General features: G+C 59.0%; 10 protein-coding genes and 2 pseudogenes. 5 read left to right on the plus strand and 7 right to left on the minus strand.

Annotated features, from left to right (window positions below):
* Positions 1-77: 77 nt before the first annotated feature.
* Positions 78-515, minus strand: a complete 438-nt coding sequence (locus tag ACA079_RS15430) for a hypothetical protein (RefSeq protein WP_497704203.1) — start codon at positions 513-515, stop codon at positions 78-80.
* Positions 516-601: 86 nt separating this feature from the next.
* Between ACA079_RS15430 and ACA079_RS15435 the strand changes: the two genes are divergently transcribed.
* Positions 602-877 carry a helix-turn-helix domain-containing protein gene (locus ACA079_RS15435; RefSeq protein WP_259503049.1) on the plus strand — a complete coding sequence of 92 codons (276 nt, stop codon included), beginning with the start codon at positions 602-604 and terminating at the stop codon, positions 875-877.
* Positions 878-1,128: 251 nt separating this feature from the next.
* On the opposite strand, the gene ACA079_RS15440 is transcribed toward ACA079_RS15435, so the two are convergent.
* Positions 1,129-2,277: a site-specific integrase gene (locus tag ACA079_RS15440; protein ID WP_497704204.1), complete on the minus strand. Its 1,149-nt coding sequence runs from the start codon at positions 2,275-2,277 to the stop codon at positions 1,129-1,131.
* A 78-nt stretch (positions 2,278-2,355) separates the two neighbouring features.
* Between ACA079_RS15440 and ACA079_RS15445 the strand changes: the two genes are divergently transcribed.
* Positions 2,356-3,228, plus strand: a complete 873-nt coding sequence (locus ACA079_RS15445; protein WP_497704205.1) for a DNA-binding protein — start codon at positions 2,356-2,358, stop codon at positions 3,226-3,228.
* Between the two features lie 353 nt (positions 3,229-3,581).
* On the opposite strand, the pseudogene ACA079_RS15450 reads toward ACA079_RS15445, so the two are convergent.
* Positions 3,582-5,004, minus strand: a pseudogene (locus tag ACA079_RS15450) (IS1182 family transposase).
* 322 nt (positions 5,005-5,326) lie between these two features.
* Between ACA079_RS15450 and ACA079_RS15455 the strand changes: the two are divergent.
* Positions 5,327-5,572, plus strand: a complete 246-nt coding sequence (locus ACA079_RS15455; RefSeq protein ID WP_497704206.1) for a hypothetical protein — start codon at positions 5,327-5,329, stop codon at positions 5,570-5,572.
* A gap of 1,056 nt (positions 5,573-6,628) precedes the next feature.
* Positions 6,629-6,766, plus strand: a pseudogene (locus ACA079_RS15460) (carbon-nitrogen hydrolase); the annotation flags it as partial.
* Positions 6,767-7,277: 511 nt separating this feature from the next.
* Here the strand turns inward: ACA079_RS15460 and ACA079_RS15465 are convergent.
* Positions 7,278-8,003 (minus strand): Crp/Fnr family transcriptional regulator, encoded by a 726-nt coding sequence (locus tag ACA079_RS15465; RefSeq protein WP_497704207.1) that lies wholly within the window; start codon positions 8,001-8,003, stop codon positions 7,278-7,280.
* A gap of 76 nt (positions 8,004-8,079) precedes the next feature.
* Positions 8,080-16,728, minus strand: coding sequence for a GH36-type glycosyl hydrolase domain-containing protein (locus tag ACA079_RS15470; protein ID WP_497704208.1), 8,649 nt, complete (start codon positions 16,726-16,728; stop codon positions 8,080-8,082).
* 1,125 nt (positions 16,729-17,853) lie between these two features.
* Between ACA079_RS15470 and ACA079_RS15475 the strand changes: the two genes are divergently transcribed.
* The gene (locus tag ACA079_RS15475; protein WP_497704209.1) at positions 17,854-19,755 is read left to right on the plus strand and encodes a potassium transporter Kup; all 1,902 of its coding nucleotides are present in this window, start codon (positions 17,854-17,856) and stop codon (positions 19,753-19,755) included.
* 34 nt (positions 19,756-19,789) lie between these two features.
* Here ACA079_RS15475 and ACA079_RS15480 read toward each other — a convergent pair whose 3' ends face one another.
* Together ACA079_RS15480 and kdpD are read right to left on the minus strand one after the other, a co-directional pair.
* Positions 19,790-20,479: a response regulator gene (locus ACA079_RS15480; RefSeq protein WP_497704210.1), complete on the minus strand. Its 690-nt coding sequence runs from the start codon at positions 20,477-20,479 to the stop codon at positions 19,790-19,792.
* Positions 20,476-23,175 (minus strand): two-component system sensor histidine kinase KdpD, encoded by a 2,700-nt coding sequence (gene kdpD / locus ACA079_RS15485; protein WP_497704211.1) that lies wholly within the window; start codon positions 23,173-23,175, stop codon positions 20,476-20,478. The genes ACA079_RS15480 and kdpD overlap by 4 nt, the downstream gene beginning before the upstream one ends.
* Between the last annotated feature and the right edge of the window lie 22 nt (positions 23,176-23,197).

Here is a 23,197-nt window from a genome sequence, read left to right on the forward strand (position 1 = left end):
ATTCAAGCGGTGCGCCCTTGTCGAAAATCAGCGCTTGTCGGTGCTGTGCCTCCTTGGTGTCATGCGGTGAGCTGCTATTAGAGCGGTGAGGCGGAGTAGATACATTGTGATCTTGCATCCGTCTGCTGGGCAGTCTTGCCACTGAGTAGATCGTAGGTTTTACCATGCTCCACGGTCAGGCGAACGTGGGCTTGCCCAGAGGACTCATCAGGCACTGTGTCGATGGTCAGTACCTGCTCCATCCGCCAGTGTGACGATGCATTCATATGCGGTGGGACCATGACCATTACCGAACACACCGCGCCGAAGGGGGAGACTTCATTGAGCACTCGCTCCAGGTACGTCACGTCGGAGACCAGCAGAGTGCGACCGAACTCCATTTCTTCTTCCGTCATCTTGATACATACATGAAACCACGGGTCGTTGAGATCCCGTTCGATGACGCTCCAGCGCTTGATTTTTAGATCAAACGGCACGGGAGAGCGGAGTTCCGCAGCTGGCTGGGTAAAAAACATGATGATGCCCTCACAAAACGAACCCTATAGATTGTAGCCCTAAAGTATTCAAAAAGGCTTCATCGTTCCTTTTGTGAGCGATGCAAATGGAACTGAAGCAGGCCTTTGGAACGGCTTTAAAGGCGCGTCGTCTGGAGCGCAAGCTGACGCAGGAGGATTTTTCCGACGTGAGCAGCAGGACCTACCTCAGTACTCTGGAGCGGGGTCAGAAATGCCCCACACTCGAGAAGGTGGTGGAACTGGCCTCGGTGCTGCAGATTCACCCGCTGACGTTGATTGCCGAGAGTTTCCTGGCCCTTGAGCCAGGCCAGACACTTGAGGCATTGCTGGAGGTCGTCCAGCGGGAAGCGCAGCAGGCCTGAGTTCTCCCGCGCTCCAATATGAGTGGCGAGTTAGCGAGCCGCCTCCCTCGAGGGTGAGGCCGCACTAAATCAGAGGGGCGATGGGCCGTGGGGCCAGACCGAGCCGCTCTAACCAGAGGTGGCTTAATGACTCGCACGGCCTAGTGCGGCGTTGCAATTGCCAGCGTCAGTACCTGTTGATGGCAAAACCACCCCGGCGGAGTACGCGTAACAAACCATCTGTCCGGTAATACCGACGAATCCCAGGAGTGTCATTCTTCGCCTAAGTCGGTTTCGGTAGTTTCAGCCTTCGACGGACCGCCTTGCGTGAGCGCTTCGCTATCCACCAGCAATGACGTGGCACGGCTGCTGAGCAACGAACCCGCCTGGAAGTAACCCATCACCGTGGTCACGCTGCGGTGTTCGGTCATGGCCATCACTTCACCCAGCGGCACGCCCTGGCGCCCGGCTTCGGTGACAAACCCCGAGCGCAAGCTGTGCGCGGCCCAATCCCCCTCCAGCCCGGCCAGCTTGGCACGACGCTGAACGATGCGTGCCACCTGATCGGCTGACAATCCCGTACTACCAACCTTGTTGCCTTTATACAGCCGGCGAAACAGCGGGCCAGTCTTCGCGGGCGCGGCGGCCAGCCAGGCGGCAAGCGCCTGCGCTGCCGGCCCACGTAGCGGCTTCTCCCGACGCACACCGCCAGTGTCGGTCTTGGTCGTACCCAAGGCATACAGCCAGGTGTCGGCATCCAGTTCGCGCACATCATTGACTTGCAGGCCGACCACTTCCGAACGGCGCCGGCCGCCACCGCTCCAGGCCAGCAGGAGCAGGGCGCGGTCACGAATGCCGCGCATACCGTCGTCGCAGGTGGCGAGCAGCGCCTGCAACGGCTCGAGCACGATGGCGGTTTTCTTGCGCACGTTCACGCCCTGGCGCGACTGGGCTTTGCGCGCTTCGCGCAGCAGGGTCTTTAGCGCCGATGCTTCGGTAGGGCTGTCCCACTCGTTGAGCCGGTGCCATTTGCCGAGCACCGCCAGGCGATGACTCACCGTGTTGAACGCCAATGGCCCCGGTTTGCTTTTGATCCGCGCCTTGACCAAGGCGGCGTCGATTGACGGCGGCAACAGGTGGGCCCAGCTGCCATCGGCCAACGGTCGGGCCAGGTGATCGAGGACAAACTGCACCGCCACCGTGGTCGGTAGCGGCGCATCACCGAGTATCTGGCCATAACGCAACTGCAGCCAGGCCGACCAGTAGGCGAGGGCGCTGCGGTAGCTGCGCAGGGTGTTGGCCGCGGTGCCGGCAGCGATAAAGGCCGCCGCGGCGGCCTGGGCGTTGCTCGCGAGAAAATGCAGGTCCAGCGGGGTTTCGTCGACTAAGGGCAGTTGGTCTGTAATATTCAATACGTTCAACGTAAGATAAATCCACTATTCAGAAAATAACGTCGGATAATCTTTCATTATCAGACCTAATATAGCCGGAGATGAGCCATGGCAGTAGGGGTGCCGGAAAACGACGTATTTGCCGCCGCGGATGCGGTGTTAGCCCGCGGCGAGCGGCCGACGGTGGAACGCGTACGCCTGGAGCTCGGGCGCGGCAGTCCGGCGCGGGTTGGCGGCCTATTGGACCAATGGTGGTCACGCCTCGCCGAGCGGTTGAGCGGCGAGACCCGCCTGCCGGCGTTGCCAAGTGAGGTGGCGCAAGCGTTCGTGATGATCTGGCAGCAGGCTATTCACCTGGCGCAGGGCACCGCCGAGCAGGCACTCGCCGAACAACGCCAGGTGCTGGACGCAGAGCGTGAACGAGTAGCGACGGTCGAGGACCAGGCGCGTCAGGATGTGGCGCAGTTTCGCCAGCAGGCGGCGGAGGCCTTGGTTGGGCGCCAATCAGCCGAATCACGCCTGGCAGATCTAGAACTGCTGCTGTCCCAGCGCCAGTTGCAGATCGAGGATCTGCAACAGCAGCGTGAGAGCTTGCTGTACGAGCGCCATCAAGCTCAGCAGCACAACCAGACGTTGCAGCAGGATCTGCAGGCGCTGCGCCGCGGGGCCGAGCAGGAGCGCGTCGCGCAGGAGATCTACGTGCGCGGAGTTGAGGATCGCGCGCACCGCGAGGTCGACCGCGCCCGGGAGGAGGGCAAGGCTTCGGCGACCCAACTAAAGGAAGTCGGGCGCCATGTCGAGCAGTTGCAACGACGGCTGGAGTCGATCCAAGCCGAGCTTAGCCAAACCCAGCAACGTGCCGCAGCGCAGCATGCCCGTGCTGAAACATTGGAGCAGCAACTGCTGCAGGTCCGCCAAGTTCCTATAGCCAAGCGTAAGCCGCGGAGTCGAAAACCCACGGCGTCGAAGAGTGATCCCTGAAATTAATGATTGCGACATCCGCTGCCGATGCGGCGCTAAGGGCACCGAGCTACAAAGGGTAACGGTAGGCACACGCTTCGAAAAAAGACTACAGGCCGACCGTCAATGCAGGTTTCCGGGCGCTCCCCACTAAGGGCAGCTTTCGAATGCAGCTCTTCGCGACAGGCAGCAATCGACCCAGGCCGTGTGAAAACGCACTGAATACGTCGAAAGTTGAGAGCTACGGGCGTTGCCTGCGAAACCAGCAGACTGAAGCGCGAATTGCCCTCGTCAGCTACATAGGCGTTCGTAAATGCTGTTTGGGCCGCGTCAGCGGCCCAAACAGCCACTCACGGACGATCAAACGGCTGGATTCACGCCCTGATCGCCTCAAGTAGTCCTGCGATGCCGAAAATGCTCATCATTCGTTTGAGGTTGTAGGCGAGCACATGAAGGCTCATTTCGGTGCTTACCCTTGGTAGGGTTTTGGTCAGGAAGTGGGTGGCTCCCATCCAATATTTGAGCGTTCCAAAAGGATGTTCAACGGTCTGTCGGCGACGCCTCATCATCGTTGGATCATTTTCCAGCCGTACCTGCATCGCATCGATTACGGCTTCATGTTCCCAGCGCTTTACCCGGCGCTCCTTACCCGTCGTACATTGCTTGTGCATTGCGCAGGACTGGCAGCCCGAGAACCAATAACAGTGCAGTAGCATGCCGTCTTCCACCGAAGAATGCCGCCGGGTCAGTAACTGTCCCGCAGGGCATCGATACTCGTCCGATGCAGCAAGGTAGATGAAGTCCTGCTTACCAAATCGGCCTTCGGCTTTGCTGCCCGATGTGAGGGGTTTCGGTACGAAGGTAGTGATGCCGGCTTGCTCGCAAGCAAGGATTTCCAGACCTTTGTAATAGCCTCGGTCGGCCACCACCGTTAGCGATTCAGCCTTGATTTCTTCACGCGCTTGGTTCGCCATATTGCTCAGTTGCCCACGATCATTACCAACGTTGGTCACCTCATGGGCAACGATCAGATGGTGTTTGTCGTCGACCGCTGTTTGTACGTTGTAGCCCACCGTTCCGGTGCCTCGGCCGCTCGTGGCCATTGAGCGTGCATCTGGGTCTGTGAGGGAGATCTGCTGGTCTGGACTTTCGTGGAGCTGCGCCTCGATGTCCTTGAGTTTCTGCATCTGCTTTTTCAGTGTTTCTATCTTTTCTTTAAGCCGCTCTGCTTTGGCCTCGGCCACTTCGGGCGTTGCCCGATCCGCCGAATCCATCGCCGCCAGATATCGATCAATGCTCTGCTCGATCTGCTGCATGCGTGCCTTCACCTTCCCCTGAGTGAAGTTGCGGTCGCGATTATTGACGGCTTTGAATTTGCTGCCGTCGATGGCGATGATCGATTGGGAGAAGAGATTGAGGTTGCGGCAAAGAACTACGAACTGGCGGCATACGCTGCGAATGGCTTTGCCGTTGTCTTTGCGAAAGTCGGCAATGGTTTTGAAGTCCGGAGCCAAACGCCCCGTTAGCCACATCAACTCGACGTTGCGCTCGGCCTCACGCTCAAGCCTGCGGCTGGACTGAATCCGATTGAGGTAGCCGTAGATATAGATCTTCAGTAAGACCGCTGGGTGGTAGGCCGGACGACCAGTTGCGGCAGGATCGACGCCCTCAAAACCAAGTGCGCCCAGGTCGAGTTCATCGACGAAAACATCGACCACGCGCACTGGATTTTCTTCGGCTACGTAATCGTCCAGACACTCTGGCAGCCCGAGCCTCACCTTCAATAAATCGCTTCATGATCGCCCCCGATACGATCTAGACGATCAGAAGGTTAGACAATCACTGGCGTTTTCACACAGCCTGGACCCATAGCTGCCAGTCAGCATCGGCAGAAATTGGCCGATTACTGCCGAGTGCGAAGGTCTGCCAACCCATAGCGGACACTCAGTCTTTGCGCAATCGTGAGAAGGGGGCAGGCGTTCGGCTCGTGTGGAAGCGAGCCATACGACGAAGCCGATTGTCTTGCGAACTAACGCCATCATGGAACTGGTGTCACACTGAACCGATAGGAACAGCGACTCGTAATTCCGAGTCAGGCCTATGATGGATGTCCGCTCCGATGAGCAACGCAGACGATTATCGCTTCCGGTCCCACGAGCTTTTGCTTGAGCTAGATGCAGCTACCACCAGTCTGATGATGCTTGTATCGGCACGGCAATTAGAGGGGGCCCCCTGGATTGACGCTACCAAACGCCAGAAGCTGGCGTATGAGGCGTGGGCTGCTTTTCTTTATGCACCAAAAATTGATCCGATGCCTATTCTGGATGGGCGGGCGGCAGGTAGTTACGGACCATTGGCAGACTGAAGGGTCTTCAAGTATTCAAGGTGTCTCGGTGATCACTTTCGACCCACAGTGAACATTACAACTTCGCTCAGAAAGCGTTACTTGCAGGTGTGAGCCTAGGAGTTGCCATCGATCTTTTTACAGATGGAGTCCAAGTCATCCCAGGGGTTGCGCCGTTGTCCTGCATAACCACAGCCTGAGGAATGTACAAACGCTGCACTACGATCAATCTCTTTCTGCTGTGCTTGACAGATTCGGCATGACACTACGCCGTTAGTGATATGCCAGCGGCCATTCCAATCAATCAAATCCTCGTTCGCCGTCATAGGTCACCATTCAGATCTTTACGCCCATACTAGATCGATTGGCAGGTTGCGGTTGAAGTTCCAGAATTTGTGCGCTGGGCTATGAAGGTCCCACGGTGGTCGCAGTCAGGACATTGAGCTGAATAGCTGCTCTGAGTTTTTCAATTCGCACGCAGCCTCCGCTTCCTCTCGCGTCGGAAATGACACGTCAAGACGACACTTTCCCTTGTTGTCGTAGATGCTGTAGCCGCAAGGCGCCATGCTGGAGTAGAAGCGGGCACCATTACGTACCGATCTCGTCTCAGTAGGTATCGCCGGAACGACAACAAATCTCGATACCATTTCATCACCTATATTTTTATCCTCGCTTAAGTTCTAGCGGCATATGGCTAGTACATCAAACCTTTCTTAATTGGAATCGACGGGTGGGTGGCTTGCCCTGCTAGGTGGTGTATCCCCCTGAGTAACCCCGACGTGAAACGCCAAGGGCTTGCATCGCTCCCTTGGCGACCGGCGCACACCGACCCACAGCAGCCATTCCTAATATGGACGTAGAGTCCAGCAGGGCGACTGAACCAATCAGAAACTGGGGCGATCCCCCGTCTGGATTAGCGGGCGCTCACTTAATTCCGCCCCCATCCTGCAATGTCGCTCTCACATCACTACTCATTCGTGGTTAACCCTGGGGGTAATTACGTGTCGCTCTACCGCGCTCCATACTCTGGCCAACCCTGGCTGGTTGGGCACCTACTTAACTGTGCAAGGAACAGAGATGAAGATTGAATTGGTGCAACTGGCTGGCCGTGACGGTGATGTCGTTCACAACCTCGGGCGTACCTTGGAGGCCATCGCTACCTGTGCGGCTGACACGGATCTGTTGATCTTCCCGGAAACCCACCTGACGGGATTTGTCGATGCCAGCGGTCGCGAACAGCAACGGCGAACTCGCAATGAGCATCGCCTTCGTACGCCCCGTAACGCGCGGTACCGATTTCAATGAGCTGGCTGCCTTCGTATGCCAGAGCTATGTAAGCCATGCGATTGGCAGATTAATGTCCGTGAGCTGGTCGTGGGGTTCTACCAGATTGCTGAACGAGGCTAAAAAAAGATAAAAATGCGGTTTGCCTTTGCCCAGCTCGCTGAAAAAGGCCAGGTCCCGGCCTCGATCAGACTCTGCCAACTCTCGAATAAGGGGGAGTGCCATCCGCCAAGGATTCCACCCAGTACTCGCCGGCCAGCCCATCGGTTTCATCCTTGAAACGTGTGGTGATGCTTGCGTCATAAGACATGCGATGAACTCCGGCTCATTTATGGGACTGCTCCTTCACCCTAGTCTTATGCGCGGTTAGCGGGAGTAATATCCGCTCGTTTAAAGGTTTAAGGGACAGCCGGTATTGCCGCCGGCAATCCATTCGAAAGTATCACTCGTCCTGACGACGGGTGTACTGCAATAGCCGATCGGTTTCGGTCTTGACCACCAGGTAGCACTCGCAGCTGAGCCGTTCAAGGCGCGCTCTATCTAGAACCGTGATCTGGCCCCGGCTGTACTCGATGACGCCTTGACGCTGCAGTTTGCCCGCCGCTTCCGTGACGCCTTCGCGGCGCACGCCCAGCATGTTAGCGATTAGCTCCTGGGTCATGTTTAGGCGATTGCCGTGCAGGCGATCCAGCGACAACAACAGCCATCGACACAATTGCTGATCGATCGAATGGTGGCGATTGCACAAGGCGGTCTGTGACATCTGAGTGATCAGCGCCTGGGTGTAACGCAGCATCAGCAGGAGCAGATCGCCATGACGGTTGAACTCTTTCTTGAGTTTTTGCCCCGGCAGGCGAAATGCACCACCGGCACTTTGCACCACTGCCCGACTGGAGGTGCTTTCGCCGCCCATGAACAGCGCAATGCCGATCAAACCCTCGTTTCCGACCACGGCGATTTCTGCTGACGAGCCGTTTTCCGTGACATGCAGCAGGGAAACGATGGAGTCGGTCGGGAAGTAAACATGCCGCAAGGTGTCCCCCGGCTCATACAGCACATCGCCCAGCGCCAGACTGACCTGCTCCAGGTGCGGAACAAGGCGCTGGAGGTCGACGGCCGGGAGCGCCGCCAGCAAATGATTGTGGCTTGGATCGGGGGAGGCATGCATGACAGAGCATCCGTGGCGGAACAGGGGCGTGCCCGCTCAGGGTACTCCCATGCACGCCATGGCTGGTGATCAATGTCTATTCATCGGCGGCATGCTCGAATTCCAGCGCCTGAGGCCTGGGTGACCGGGCGCGACAATCTACCCGGACCCAATGCTCCAGACCTCCGTCATCCAGTGTCAGCGCAGCGTCACTCAATGGCTGGCCATCGAGGGTCATGGAGGTGAAGGTCGAACTGCCCTGACGCACATCAAAGTGGTAGAGGGTTTTGCCGAAGCGGTAGTGCAAGATGAAGCCCGGCCAGTCGACGGGTATCAGCGGTTCGATTCTGAGCGTGCGGCCACTGCGTTGTACGCCCAGCAATGACTCGACAATCAGCCGATACATCCAGCCCGCAGAACCGGTGTACCAGGTCCAGCCACCTCGGCCTGCATGGGGCGCGGCGCCGTAGACATCCGCGGCCATGACATAGGGCTCGACCTTATAGGTGTCGATTTGAGCGTTGTTGGCAGGGGAGGCGGGGTTGATCAGATTCAGCAGTTCCCAGGCTTTTCCGGCTTCACCCAGCAGCGCAAACGCCATGCCCGCCCAAACGGCAGCATGGGTGTACTGACCTCCGTTCTCGCGCACGCCTGGCACGTAGCCTTTGATGTAGCCGGGGTCCAGGGTGCCCTTGTCAAACGGGGGATCCAGCAGCAACACGGCGCGGATGTCATGTTTGATCAGATGCTCATCCAATGACTGCATGGCCTTGATCTGGCGGACGGCAGAGCCGGCCCCCGATAGCACTGACCAGCTTTGAGCAATGGAGTCGATACGACATTCTTCATTGCTCGCCGAGCCGAGCATTTGTCCGTCATCGAACCAGGCGCGGCGATACCAGGCGCCGTCCCAGGCCGTTTTATCGAGGTTGCGTTGCAGTGTCACCGCGCTGTCGCTGCAGCGTTTGGCAAATGCGTGATCACCGTGCAGGCGAGCGGTCACCGCAAATTGCTCCAGCACCTGATAGCTGAAGAAGCCCAGCCAGACACTTTCACCTGCACCCAGGTGGCCGACGCGATTCATGCCGTCGTTCCAGTCACCGGAGCCCATCAGCGGCAACCCATGATGACCGCGGCGCAGGCTGTGTTCGATGGCCCGCACGCAGTGTTGATACAGGGACTCTCGCAGGGGCGATACACCGGGGAGGTCATAGTAGGACTCTTCGCCGGCCACAAGTTGGCGTCCTTCCAGGTATCCGGCGACCTCTTCCAGCACACCCACGTCTGCGGTCATTTCGACATAGCGGTTGGTGGCGGTCACCAGCCACAAAAAGTCATCGGAGCAGGCGGTGCGGACCCCTCGATTCATCGGCGGGTGCCACCAGTGTTGCACATCGCCCTCCACATACTGATGGCCGGCGCACAGCAACAGATGCGCGCGCACGGCTGCCGGATCGGCATGGATCATCGCCATGCTGTCCTGCAGCTGATCGCGAAAACCGATGGCGCCACCTGACTGGTAGTAGCCGCTTCGGGCCTGGAATCGGCACGCCATGACCTGATACATCAACCAGCCGTTGACCATGACGTCGACCTCAGGCGCGCCCGTTTCAATACGAATCGCCCCGAGCAATGAGCGCCAGTGTTCCCGTACTTTATGCAATTCCTCGGCGGCCACCAGGCTGCCCCGATAACGCTGCACCAGCTGGGTGGCGGCGTTACTGGAAGACGCCGCCCCCAGACGCAGGATGACTTCCCGGGTATCGCCCTCGCCGAGTTCGATCGACACTTGCAGGGCTGCACAAGGGTCCAGACCGCCGCCCATGCGCCCGGACAGACCGGCGTGCTGCATCGCTGCCGGTGAGGCGAGGGTGCCATTGCGGCCAATGAATTCAGTACGGTCACCGCTGACACCGTGATCGATTGTGTCGGTGTCAAAGAACGCCACCCGCTCGGAAAACTCCACCGAATAGGCGTTGCGGGCGAAGAAAGCCCCGCTGGCGGGATCCGATTGGGTGACCACATGCATCGCCGATTTGCTGCGCAGATCGCCCAGCACCCATTCCACATACCCTGTGACCGACAATGACCGGCGGCGTCCCGAGCGGTTGCTCAACACTAGCCTCGAGAATTTGATCGGCGCATCCAGTGCCACGTACATCCACAGCTCGCTGTAAATGCCGTCTTCTTCATGTTCGAACACGCTGTAACCGAAACCGTGACGGGTCTGGTACGGGCCTTGTCCAGGGCAGGGTTGAGGCGCTGCAGACCAGAAGTGCCCGGTCTCTTCATCACGCAGGTAAATGGCTTCGCCGCTGCGATCGGTGACCGGATCGTTGTGCCAGGGCGTCAGGCGAAATTCATGGGCGTTTTCGGCCCAGGTATAGGCACTGCCGGCTTCCGAGACCACCGTGCCGAGATGTGCATTGGCGATCACGTTGACCCAGGGCGCGGGTGTCGGATCGGGCGCGAGCCCGGTGATGATGTACTCACCGCCATCGGCGCTGAAGCCGCCATATTCGTTGCTCAACAGCAGGAAGGGACGGTTCGGTCGTACCGATGCCGGCCGAGCCTGAAAATGCCGGGTCGCCACAAACGGCGCGTGCAACGGTGATACTTTGCGCCGATGAATCTGTTCGGCCAGGCTGCCCAGATCTTCGCTCAGCACCAGCCTGGCAACCGAGAGGAACAGCACGCGATCCTCATTCGACATCTGCTGCGCGGGGCGCACAAAAATACCGCCCGGGCGATCCAGCAGAGTGGCTTCACTGCCTGAGGTGATAAGGCCGAGGATCGCGTCTTGCAGTTGCTGGCGATAACCCGCCTGATCTTCGTTCCAGATCAGCAAATCGACCACCAACCCCTTTTGCCGCCAGTAGGCGTGGGCCTGAATCAATTGCTGCACCAGGGCGATGTTGTCCAGGCTCTGGATTTGCAGCAACACGATGGGCAGGTCGCCGGAGATGGCCTGACCCCAAAGCCCCGGCTGATTGCGGCGATTGGCAATCAGCACCGCATGGTTGGCGCGCATCGAAGCGTTCGCGTAAAGCAACGACGAGGCCATCTGCTCGAACAGACGGGCATCGGACAACGAGGCGTTGAGTTGTCGCAAAAGCACCTGGCTATGGGTCCAGGACAGGTCGAACACGCGGTCGGCGAGGTGGCGGTCGCGGTATTTGTTGATGAGGTAAAGGCAGTCATCACGGCTGTCGGCGACACCGGTGACCAGGTCGATGGTGGCCTGTTGGCCGGGTTGCAGGGTAATCCTGCAGCGAATCGCGATCACCGGATCGAGCACCGGGCCTGCACTGCCTGACAAGCGCTGGCAATCGGCATCAAGGGCGGCAGGTGACACAAGGCTGCGTCCTCGGCCGATGAACCGGGCGCGATCGGTTTCGTACGAGATCGCATCGATGTCCACCCCGTGTGCCGCCAGTAAATGGCACATCCACGGCGTCGGTTCATCGCTGGCCCGGGGGCGGCGGCTACAGATAATGGCCTGAAGCGCAGGCAGTAATTCGGTCTGCACGAACAGCTTGCTGAACGCCGGGTGCATCGCGTCGTTGACCGGGGTTGTCAGCACGACTTCGGCGTAGGTGGTGATCTCCAGTGTCTTGGCCGAAGACGCTCGGTTGGTGACATGCAGGCGGCGCAGTTCGATGTCGTCCTCAGGCGAGACAACAATCTCCAGGTGCGTGTCGAAATCCAGGTTGCGCGCACGGAACTCTGCACGGGAATCGCAGAAGATCGCCTCGTGGCTCTCGGGTTGATGCATCGTCGGTTGATGCGCAGCCGACCAGACCGTGTTGCTCTGGACATCGCGCAGGTAGCAGAACATCCCCCAGTTGTCCTGTGAGGTGTCCTCCTGCCAACGGGTGATCGCCATTTCATTACGACGGCTGTAACCACCGCCGCCGCTGGTCAGCATGACGTGGTAGCGACCGTTGGAAAGCAACTGCACGGCCGGACGCTTGCGTCCCGGATCGGAGAACACCCGAAGCCCCGTATCCTGGCCTTGACCGACATCGCCGAGTACCGGCGACTGCGCGGTTTGCAGGTACGGCGCGGCGGATTTCGGCACCCGTTCCTGTAGCAGCAGCAGGGCTGATCGCAGCGCCGGGTCGGCCTCGAAACGCTGTTGCATGGGTTGATCGAGCAGTCGGCCGGTCAAGGCCAGCAAGCTCATGCCTTGGTGGTGAGCCATGAACGACCGGACCACGACGAAGTGTTGGCCGCGTGGTAAGCGGGCCTCGGTGTAATCCACGGCTTCATACAGACCGAAACGTCCGGCGGAGCCCTGCAGGGCGAGGCGTTGCAGGTTCTTGCAGGCCGCATCGGCATCGACCATCAACGCCAGGGCGCTAGCGTAGGGCGCTATCACGACGTCATTGCTCAGCCCGCGCTGGAGCCCCAGGGCCTGAACGCCGAAGGCGCGGTATTGATAATTGAAGTGCGCGTCGACGGTGGAGTAACCCGACTCCGAAACGCCCCACGGAATGCCCAGCCTGTTGCCCTGTTCGATCTGCACTGACACGGCGGCGCGGCAAGTCTGATCCAGCAGGCTGCCCTCGAAGTTGGGCATCACCAGCATGGGCATCAGGTATTCGAACATCGAGCCCGACCAGGACAGCAACGTCGGTACGCCCGCGTTTTCACTCAGCAGCCTTCCCAGGGTGAACCAGGCGCGTTGGGGGATTTGTCCCTGAGCGATGGCCACGTAATTGGTCAGCCGCACCTCGGACGCCAGCAGGTCGTAGTAACCCGTGTCGAGCCTGCGCTCCTCGGCGTTGTAACCGATGACAAACAGGTCACGCTGGTGGTCGTAAAGTAACGAGAAATCCATCTGCGCCAGCGACGTGGCCAATAACGCCAGACGCTTCAGGGTTTCCAGACGCTGCGCGGCGTCACTGCGGACCCGCTCGATTTCAGGGTGATGCTCGGCGGCCCAGTCGGCGGGGTTCAGGCTGGCCAGTTGACGCAAGGTGCGAGGCGATTCAATCGTGACCGAGGGGGCAGGGAGGTGATAACGCTGGAGTTCTTCTGTCCAGTCGATGCATTGACGGGTAAACGCTTCTCGCCAGTAGAGGCTTTCCTCGTCGGTGTCCGCTGGTTGGCTGGTGACCATGATGTGAGCCGTGTGCAGCAGGTCTGCCAGCCCCTCAGGGGTCGCAATTTGCGAGATCGGTTCAAGGCCTTTTCTCAGTGGCAGGGCGTATTCATCCGCCCCCGAGGCGCGTTGGGAATCTGCAAGGATGTCCAGGGTATCGCGCAGGCCCTTGATCACGGCAGGGCCGAACATCGGGGCGTCTGCCAGCTGCGTAATGCCGGTGCTCAAGGTCAACAGCAGACCCGCCAGGTTGCCACTGTCGACGGTGGAGACGTAATGCGGACGCAGCGGCTCGAGGGTCTGCGTGTCGTACCAGTTATAGAAATGCTGCCGATAACGCTCCAGACCGTCCATGCTGTCCAGCGACGCCGTAAGCCGGGACAGCAGTCGTTCCGTGCTCAAGTAAGCGAAATCGTGAGCGGCCAGGTGGGCGAGCAGCGACATGCCCATATTGGTCGGCGAGGTGCGATGGGCAATGGCAGGCCTGGGGTCTTCCTGCACGTTGTCCGGTGGCAGCCAGTGATCCTCGGGCCCGACGTATTGATCGAAGAACGCCCAGGTCTTGCGCGCCAGCAACCGCAGGAAGCGCAAATCATCCGTCGACGGTGCGAACACCGACTGCTTGGGTGCCGAACTGAGCCACCAAGCGATCCAGGGGCCTACTAACCACGACAACAGCAGCGGACTGGCGATGGCCAGCGTCTGCGGATCCTTCACCAGCAGGGCCAGTGAGATCAGGGCCGACACCGGCTCGATCCACATCTGGCGATAGAGGCCGGGCAGCCGGTTTTCGGTGGTTCGCTCCACCTCGCGCGAGGGCTGCCATTGCAACAGCCGGCGTCTGCTGAAGCCGATTCGCCAGAGCGAGCGCAGGATGGCGTCAGCGCTGTAGAACATCTCGAAGGGCAGCCAGGCGAGCGTCAGACCAGCCCGGGCGAGGTCTTGTGCCAGATCACCCAGCAGCGCCCTGAGGTACTGCCCATAGGGCACATTAGCGGGGGGCTGCATCAGATCGGTCACCGCTCGCAGCAACGGTTGAATCACCATCAACCCGATGACAGTCAGGGTCCAGTTCATTGGCTGACTGCTGGCAAACCAGCCCCATGCGAACATTAGCAACAGCGCCAGCGGTTCCAGGCTGCGTCGCAGATTGTCCAGAATCTTCCAGCGTGCCATGACGCTCAGCCTGTTGCGCACCCACTTGCCATCGGCATTGCGCGCCCATGGCAATGTCCACGGCAGCAGTTGCCAGTCGCCGCGAACCCAGCGATGCCGTCGTTTGACATCGGCACCGTAGTGCGAAGGGTATTGCTCGTAGACTTGCACGTCGCTGAGCAGGCCGGATCGTGCATAACACCCTTCGATCAGGTCGTGGCTGAGAATCTGGTTATCCGGCAAGCAGCCTTCCAGGGCGCAGGTGAACGCGTCCACGTCGTAGATGCCCTTGCCGATGAAGGAACCTTGCTGGAACAGGTCCTGGTAAACGTCCGATACCGTGCGAGTGTAGGGATCGACGCCGGCATCACTGCCAAACAGCCGGGCGTAGATCGAGCGCGTGGCGCTGGTCAAGCTGATGCCCACTCGCGGTTGCAACACCGCGTAGCCGGAAATGATCTGCTCACCATCACTGTCGAACAACGGACGATTCAACGGGTGCATCATGGCCGCCACGCATTGGCGAGCGACATCCCGCGGCAGCAGGGTGTCGGTGTCCAGCGTGATCACGTATCGCACCCCGCGCAATGGCGTGATGTCGCCGACGATGGCGTTGAAGCGCTCCTCTCCATGGCCACGCAACAGGGCGTTGAGTTCAATCAGCTTGCCGCGTTTGCGCTCGTGGCCCATCCACACACGTTCGCTCGCATTCCAGCGACGCGGCCGATGCAGCAGAAAGAATCGGTCGCTGAGTCCGTCCGCGTATTTTCGGTTGAGCAGGGTGATTGCACGGGAGGCTTGTGTGAGCAGCTCGGCATCTTGTGGCTGAGACTCTTCAGGCGCATCCAGAAAATCACTGAGCAATGCGAAATACAGGTTGCTGTCGCGGTTGGCGAGAAACCGCACTTCAAGACCTTCCACCAGTTCGTCCACGTCTGCCAGGCTGGCGATCAGCGTCGGGATCACCACCAGGCTTCGCGCGCCATCGGGAATACCGCTGGCAAAATCCATTTTCGGCAGCGTCGTCGGCAACAGACTGAACGTCACCAACCAGTTGATCAGGCTGATCGCCAGTCGGCTGGTCATGATCAGGCAGGGAATCGCCATCATTAGAAGCGCCGCATCGGGCATCCCGTCGCGCTGCGCGGAGGCCAGTAAAGGCCAGGCGAAGATGAGCGTCAGAACAGCCACCGGCGCCAGATAAAACATCAGCGGCGACTGCTGCAACAACCGTTTCCAGCGCTCATGAAGCGGCACCCTGGCATTGAGTCGTCGCTCCAGCGTCGGCAGCCCTGCGCTGATCAGGTAATACCCGACATGGCGCGCCAGCAGTTCGCAGGGGACTGAGGCGGTTCCGGCCGCGGCGAGATTGATCGCGGCGCGGGCGACCTGGATTTCCGAGTGCTGGGGGCTTCTTCGGGCAAGGCGTTCTATGACATGCCGGTAGCTGTCGCGGGTACTGAAATCCATCGCCCGGTAAATTTCTGCCGGGTCTTCATTGAGAATCTGCTCAACATGACTCATCGACTCGACAAACTCGCGCCAGTCCGTGGCGGACAGGAGGCGCAAACTGCCGATGCTGTTGCCAATAGACACCTGATCCGCTGCCTGTTGTTGCGCATCGAGCTGCACCTGGCGTTCGATGCTGGAGCCTGTCTCACTCAGCGTCTGCTCCATCCAGTTCAGCGCCAGGGCCAGTGCCGCGCTCTGGCCCTGCAGGCGGCGGGTGAATTCGGCGACAAAGGCGGCGGTCATCGGCGGTGCGGAGCGGGCCATGTCGGCAACGGCCAGCACCACGCTTTTGATGTCTCGTTCCGAGGTTTCGATCAGGTGTTCGGCCCAGTCATCGGCCAGATTGCGCTCGTCGGCGTTGGCCATGACCCTGGAGGCCACTCGCCGCAGGTTTTCGATCAACGCCAGACGCAGCATGATCGGTATCGCCCACAGTTCACCCAGCGCAAGCGGCATCACTGTCTGATAGGAAAAAATGAAGCGGCTCAGGCTTTCCTCATCGACTCGACCGTCGCCATGGGAGATGGTCTCCAGCGCGATGTCATAGACGCGAGGCAGCCCCGCCGACGGGCCGTTGATCAGGCGTGGCAACTCACGGCTATAGCCTTTGGGCAGGTGCGTTCTGGCGGTGCGAATGTTTTCATCGATCAGATAGTAATTGTCCAGCAGCCATTCCGCTGCCGGCGTCACTCGTCGGCTGGACACTTGCGCGTTGGCCAGCGCCGTGCTGCTGCGTTTGAGCAACTCTTCGTTGTCATCGAGCCTGTGCAGCATCGAGTCCCGTGCGGACAGCGTGGTCAGGCGATGCTGCCCGGCCAGGGCGATGCCGTGACAGGCCATCTGATCGGCGCTGAAAAGCTCCGAGCGCAATATGGGCTCGTATTTGAATCGGGGTGGAGGAAACAGACGGGTTCGCCAAAAACCGGACGAGCGAGAAAATACCTTCTGTAGGCGTGTCCATATGCTGTTCATAAGGTCCTGAGCCTGAAACGCATCATACAATTGCGTGCATTTTTATAGGTGCGCCAACGCATTGCGCCAGCACCGAGCAGCGCTTGGTGGACGTAGCTTTTCAACTTGAGTGTGGAGACTTGGAGGGCTGTTCGTCTGTTCGCTGGCGAACATAACCAGCGCTCCTTGGATGCGGTCCACATCGCAGGCGGCATTGCTCGGACGCGGGGCGGGATTTATCCAGTCTCTCCGCGTTTTGTCGACCCCGCATTGGCGGCTAGTGAACCGCAGGGCTCATTTTTGGCTTTGCCGGCCTGATACGGCTATCAGCGCAGGCGGAGTAATTCATCCGTAACGGTGTTCGTGGCGGCGAACTGCTTGGTCTTTCGTTCGAGCAAAGCCGTTCGTTTTCAGCCGTGACTGTAATCCGAAGGACTGCACAGCCGATTGCTGCCGCTCACGAACGGTCGCTTTCGGTCCAGGCTGTGTAAAAACGCATGCATCGTTTTAAAGTCTGCGTTGCTACGTAAAATCTGCCAGCGCTCGGTTAATCAGCAGGCCAGAAAATTGCGTAGGAGCGCGATTTTCGTTCCGATTCCGACTGTCAGTCTTGTCTTAAAACGTTTTTACACAGCCTGGGCCGATAGCTGCCTGTCGCGAAGGGCTGGAGTCGACCCTATATAGGTGGTCCATCGAGATAGGGAGTAGCGAGGCGAAAGTGCTCCCACCTACGAAGCTACTAAGTAGAGAAAATTCCTGGCATTTACAGGTGCTTAAAATGGCGGGGAATCTCAGACTACAGAGAGGACAAGTCTTGCTCCGGCGCTAATCCAGATCGAAGAATGGCGTCACGTATCAGTACGTAAAGAATACAGCTGAGCAAAATGGGTGTGACGTTGATTTTCCTCGAGATGAGCAACGAGATCCTCTGCGCCAGACCCAGTCTTGTGCCTAACTGTTCGAATGGGTAAGGGGCGTATCTGCCGTAAAATTTTTACGCTTTCTTTACGGTAGGTGCTTCTACTCGCAACGATACTGGCCGCGATTTTAGATCGTCCATGTGCCTGGCATGATCAATGGCCCTGGAAAACGTATTGCCCAAGGATGGTATGCATATCCTCCCCCGCAATTTGAGAGAAGCGACCCTTGAGTGAAACAGCGACCGGTGCACACGAAGACTCCCACTCCAAATCGTCAGGAGTGGGCTTGCTCGTCGCCGCTGTCGGCGTGGTATACGGGGACATCGGCACCAGCCCCCTCTATACGCTAAAAGAAGTTTTTTCCGGCCACTACGGCGTGCAGGTAAATCACGACGGCGTGCTCGGCATTCTGTCGTTGATTTTTTGGTCACTGATCTGGGTGGTCTCGATCAAATACGTATTGTTCATCCTGCGCGCCAACAACCAGGGCGAAGGCGGCATCATGGCGCTGACGGCATTGGCCCGCCGGGCGGCCGCGCCTTATCCGTACATGAGTAAAGTACTGGTACTGCTTGGTTTGTTCGGTGCGGCACTTTTTTACGGGGACAGCATGATCACCCCGGCTATTTCGGTACTCTCTGCGGTTGAAGGACTACAGCTGGCGTTTGACGGAATAGAGCACTGGGTTGTGCCCTTGTCAGTGATCGTGCTGGTGGCGCTGTTCTTGATCCAAAAGCACGGCACGGCTCGCATCGGCATCCTGTTCGGCCCAGTGATGGTGCTGTGGTTTGTGGTGTTAGGTGCGCTGGGAATCTATGGCATTTTGCAGCGCCCGGAAGTACTGCAAGCGCTCAACCCATACTGGGGAGCGCATTTTTTTATAGCTCATCCAGGAATCGGTGTGGCCATCCTGGGTGCTGTCGTATTGGCTTTGACCGGTGCCGAAGCACTGTATGCCGACATGGGCCACTTCGGCCGCAAGCCCATTGCCCGCGCCTGGTTCATTTTGGTGTTGCCGGGGCTGGTACTCAATTATTTTGGCCAAGGCGCCTTGATCCTGGGAAACCCGGAGACCGTGCGCAACCCGTTCTATCTGCTCGCGCCTGAATGGGCACTGTTACCGATGGTTGCGCTCTCCACGCTGGCCACCATTATCGCTTCTCAAGCCGTGATCTCTGGTGCTTTCTCCCTGACGCACCAGGCCATTCAGCTGGGTTACGTCCCTCGCATGTTTATCCAGCACACCTCCAGTCAGGAGCAGGGACAGATCTATATCGGTACGGTTAACTGGGCGTTGATGGTTGGCGTCGTGTTGCTGGTGATTGGTTTCGAATCGTCCAGTGCGTTGGCCGCCGCCTATGGAGTCGCCGTGACGGGGACCATGTTGATCACCACAATCCTGTCCTCGGCTGTCGTCCTGCTGCTATGGAAAACGCCGCGCTGGTTGGCCATCCCGATGCTGCTCGGATTTTTGCTGGTAGACGGTCTGTATTTCGCCGCTAATGCGCCGAAGATTTTTCAGGGCGGTGCGTTCCCGGTGATTGCCGGCATCGGCCTGTTCATTTTGATGACGACCTGGAAGCGGGGCAGGAAGATTGTTGTTGAGCGGCTGGATGAAACCGCGCTTCCTCTACCGCTATTCATCGGCAGCATCCGTACTCAACCTCCCCATCGCGTACAAGGCACGGCGGTGTTTCTTACGGCCAGGGCCGATGCTGTTCCTCATGCGCTGCTGCACAACCTGCTGCATAACCAGGTCTTGCATGAGCAAGTGGTATTGCTCACAGTGGTGTCTGAAGACAGCCCTCGTGTGAGTGCTGAACGGCGGTTCGAGGTTGAAGCCTATGGTGAAGGCTTCTTCCGGGTCAGTCTGCATTTTGGTTTTATCGAAGAACCCGATGTCCCCCTGGCGTTGAGTCTCTGTCACTTGTCTGAGCTGGATTTCAGTCCGATGCGCACGACCTATTTCCTCAGCCGAGAGACGGTGATCCCGACGAAACGCATAGGTATGGCTCGTTGGCGAGAAAGCCTGTTCGCGTTTTTGCTCAAGAACGCCAATAGCAACTTGAAATACTTCAAGTTGCCGCTGAATCGGGTGATTGAGCTGGGCACACAGGTCGAGATGTAGCGGTAACAGGCCGCTTACTCCGGTAACCCTACGCTCAAGGAATAAAACGATACCCAACACCCGTTTCGGTGATGAGGTGTCGCGGCTGGGAAGGGTCTGCTTCGACTTTTTTACGCAGGCCTCCCATGAATACTCGAAGGTAAGGCGTATCGGTGGTGTGCGATGGGCCCCACACAGCCTTGAGCAGTTGCTGATGCGTCAGGACGCGGTTCGGGTGTGAGCAAAGATGGACCAGCAGGCGGTACTCCAGCGGTGTCAAATGCAGAGGGGCGCCGGAGCGTTCCACGACACGCCGCTCCATATCAATCCGGACCTCGCCAAAGGCCAGGACCGCATGGTTCTCGGTATCTTTTACGTGTCTACGTAACATTGCGCGGACGCGAGCCAGCAGTTCTCCGGTGCCAAAAGGTTTCACCAAGTAGTCGTCAGCGCCAGTGTCCAGGGCCAGGATCTTGTCCGACTCAGCGCCACGGGCAGACAACACAATGATTGGCACCTCTGACCAACTCCGTACGTCCCGGATAAGGTCAACACCGTCACCGTCGGGCAGTCCGAGGTCGAGCACGATCAGGTCCGGATGGCGTGTCCCTGCATCGATAAGGCCTCGATGAAAGGTATCGGCTTCGTGAACTTCCAAGCCTTCAGCTTGCAAGGCCATTCGCACGAAACGTCGTATTTCCTTCTCATCTTCAATGATCAGGACGTGCAGCGCCGATTCGGTCATGGTTGCTCCTCGCCTGTTTGATCAGCAAAGGGTTCAATGACTGGCGGCTCCTCACGGGGTAGACGCAACGTGAAGCGCGCACCGCCCTCTGGGCGTGTAACACCCAAAATGGTTCCTCCATGAGCCTGTGCGATGGCTCGACAGATGGCCAGGCCCAGCCCAACGCCGGGTATCGAGCTTTCCTTCTTGCCGCGCATGAATTTGCTGAAGATTGCCTCTTCGTGACCGTGCGGTAACCCTGGTCCTTCGTCGGCGACCCACAATTCTATGTTGTCAGGCGTGGCCCTGGCGCCCAGGCCGATGGTGGTGCCTTGCGGTGTGTACTTGACGGCGTTCTCGATCAGGTTGATGAGGACGCGTTCGATCAGTACCGCGTCGATTTGTACGGGAGGTAAATCATCGTCCAAAGCGACCTGCACCGAACGCCCGCCCAGAATCGGTTGGATGGCTCGCAGGGCGCTGCCCACCACGTCTTCGATGGGTTGCCACTGCCGATTCAACACCACTTTGCCGGATTCGAGGCGCGCCATGTCCAGCAGGTTGTTGACCAGCGTATTCATGCGCAGCGCGGACTCACCCACCGCTGTGGCGATCTCGACGGCTTCGCCGGTCAGGGGGGGCTTGGCCAGTTTAAGCGCTTCGGCAAGCCCTACCAAAACGGACAATGGCGTTCGCAAGTCGTGGGAAATGGCCGAGAGTAGCGAGTTACGTAAGCGCTCGGACTCCATCTGCACTGTCGTGTCTTGGGCAATGTGGATGTAGTGAATCCGTTCGAGCGAGATGGCCAGCAATGACGCACAAGTGTCGAGCAGGCGTCGCTGTTCCGGCACCACCAGCCGGCTCGTGTCTCGCGGTTGCACGGCCAGTACACCGCGCACCCGCATGGGGGCTGACAACGGCAGATAAAGCGTTGAACTTGAGGGCAGGGTATCGGTGCCATAGCCGGCCGGCTCGGTTTTATCGAAGGACCACTGGGCAATGGCAACATCCACTTGCGGTGCATCCCCAGTGATCAGCGGAGCTTGCAGTTTATTGTTGTCGTCAGCGACCAGCAGCGCTGACCTTGCACCAAACTCGGCGGAGAGAAAGTGTGCACTGATGTCGGCGACTTGCTCGGTCATCAGTGCGGCGGACAACAGGCGCGACATGTCGTACAGCGCCCGCATGCGGTCTTCGCGCCGTTGCGCCACACGTGCCTGGTAGGTCAGGCCGGCGGTCATTTGTCCTATCACCAATGCGACAACAAGCATGACGCTGAAGGTCACCAGGTACTGGATGTCGGCGAAGGCGAACGAAAAACGCGGTGCCACAAAAAAGAAGTCGAATGCGCCCACTGAAACGAACGCAGCCAGAACGGCTGGGCCACGACCGAAGCGAACGGCGACGGCAACGACTACTAGCAGGAAGATCATGACGATGTTCGCCTGCTCCAGCAGTCCCACAAGCGGCAGGGCGATAAGAGTTGTTACCGTACAGAGTGCCACGCTCCAGATATAAGGTTGCCACACCAGCGGCCTCTCGGACTTCGTGGTACTCGGCTCGGTTTGTGTACGCTGGTCGGTTGGAAGAGAGACTTGAATGACGTCCAGGTCAGCGCCCTGAGCACCAATTTGATCCGCGAGTACCCGCCGCCAGAAACGACGACGAGGGTGTTCGTCGCGCCCCAGCACGACTTTGGAGAGATTGTGCTGCCGTGCGTACTTGACCAGCGTTTCGGCGATATTCTGACCGGCCAGGGCCGAGATCTGCGCCCCCATGTCCTGGGCCAGCTTCAGGGTCGCCAGAACGTGACGGCGCTTCGTCTCGGGCAGACGCTGCAAGGCGGGGGTCTCGACATACACGGCATGCCAGGGCACGTTGAGCTGAGCGGCCAGGCGAGCTGTCGAGCGTACGGTTTTTTCCCCTTTTTCATGCGGGCCGATGCAGGCGAGCAGCGAGTCGCGGGTGCCCCAGACTGGTTTGACTGCACTGCTGATGCGGTATTGCAGCATCTCGCTGTCGACACGGTCGGCGGTACGACGCAGTGCCAGTTCGCGCAAGGCGATCAGGTTGCCCTTGCGGAAGAAGTTCTGCACCGCACGTTCGGCCTGATGGGCCAGATAGACTTTGCCTTCTTTGAGTCGTTGCAGCAGGTCGTCAGGCGGCAAGTCAACAATCACCACTTCATTGGCCGTGTCGAACACATGATCGGGCACGGTCTCCCAGACCCGGATGCCGGTAATGCCGCCGACGATGTCATTCAGGCTCTCGAGATGCTGAACGTTCATGGTGGACCAGACGTCGATACCGGCGCTGAGCAGCTCTTCTACGTCCTGCCAGCGTTTTGGATGGCGGGAACCGATGATGTTGGAGTGGGCCAGCTCGTCGATCAGGATCAGCTCGGGTTTGCGCAACAGCGCGGCGTCCAGATCGAGTTCGGTCAGCGTACGGTTCTTGTCGATGACCTGTTTGAGCGGCAATTGTTCGAGCCCCGAGGTCAGCGCCTGGGTCTCGGCGCGACCATGGGTTTCGATCACCCCGATCAGTACATTGATGTTCTGTTGTTTCGCCGTTTGCGCGGCGACCAGCATCGCGTAAGTCTTGCCGACACCGGCGCTGGCCCCGAAAAAAATCTTTAACCGACCGCGATTGGCTTGCGCTTCTTCTTCACGAATCTGCGCCAGTAGCTGGTCCGGATCAGGACGTTGTTCGGCCATCAAGCCCACCGTGTGTGAGTTG

It is taken from the genome of Pseudomonas sp. LBUM1645, assembly GCF_059716185.1.

What these genes read in the sequence shown, in the direction of transcription:
- ACA079_RS15430 (WP_497704203.1), bottom strand. Translation starts at nt 515, where the DNA reads ATGTTTTTTACCCAGCCAGCTGCGGAACTCCGCTCTCCCGTGCCGTTT.
- ACA079_RS15435 (WP_259503049.1), top strand. Translation starts at nt 602, where the DNA reads ATGGAACTGAAGCAGGCCTTTGGAACGGCTTTAAAGGCGCGTCGTCTG.
- ACA079_RS15445 (WP_497704205.1), top strand. Translation starts at nt 2,356, where the DNA reads ATGGCAGTAGGGGTGCCGGAAAACGACGTATTTGCCGCCGCGGATGCG.
- ACA079_RS15455 (WP_497704206.1), top strand. Translation starts at nt 5,327, where the DNA reads ATGAGCAACGCAGACGATTATCGCTTCCGGTCCCACGAGCTTTTGCTT.
- ACA079_RS15465 (WP_497704207.1), bottom strand. Translation starts at nt 8,003, where the DNA reads ATGCATGCCTCCCCCGATCCAAGCCACAATCATTTGCTGGCGGCGCTC.
- ACA079_RS15470 (WP_497704208.1), bottom strand. Translation starts at nt 16,728, where the DNA reads ATGAACAGCATATGGACACGCCTACAGAAGGTATTTTCTCGCTCGTCC.
- ACA079_RS15480 (WP_497704210.1), bottom strand. Translation starts at nt 20,479, where the DNA reads ATGACCGAATCGGCGCTGCACGTCCTGATCATTGAAGATGAGAAGGAA.
- kdpD (WP_497704211.1), bottom strand. Translation starts at nt 23,175, where the DNA reads ATGGCCGAACAACGTCCTGATCCGGACCAGCTACTGGCGCAGATTCGT.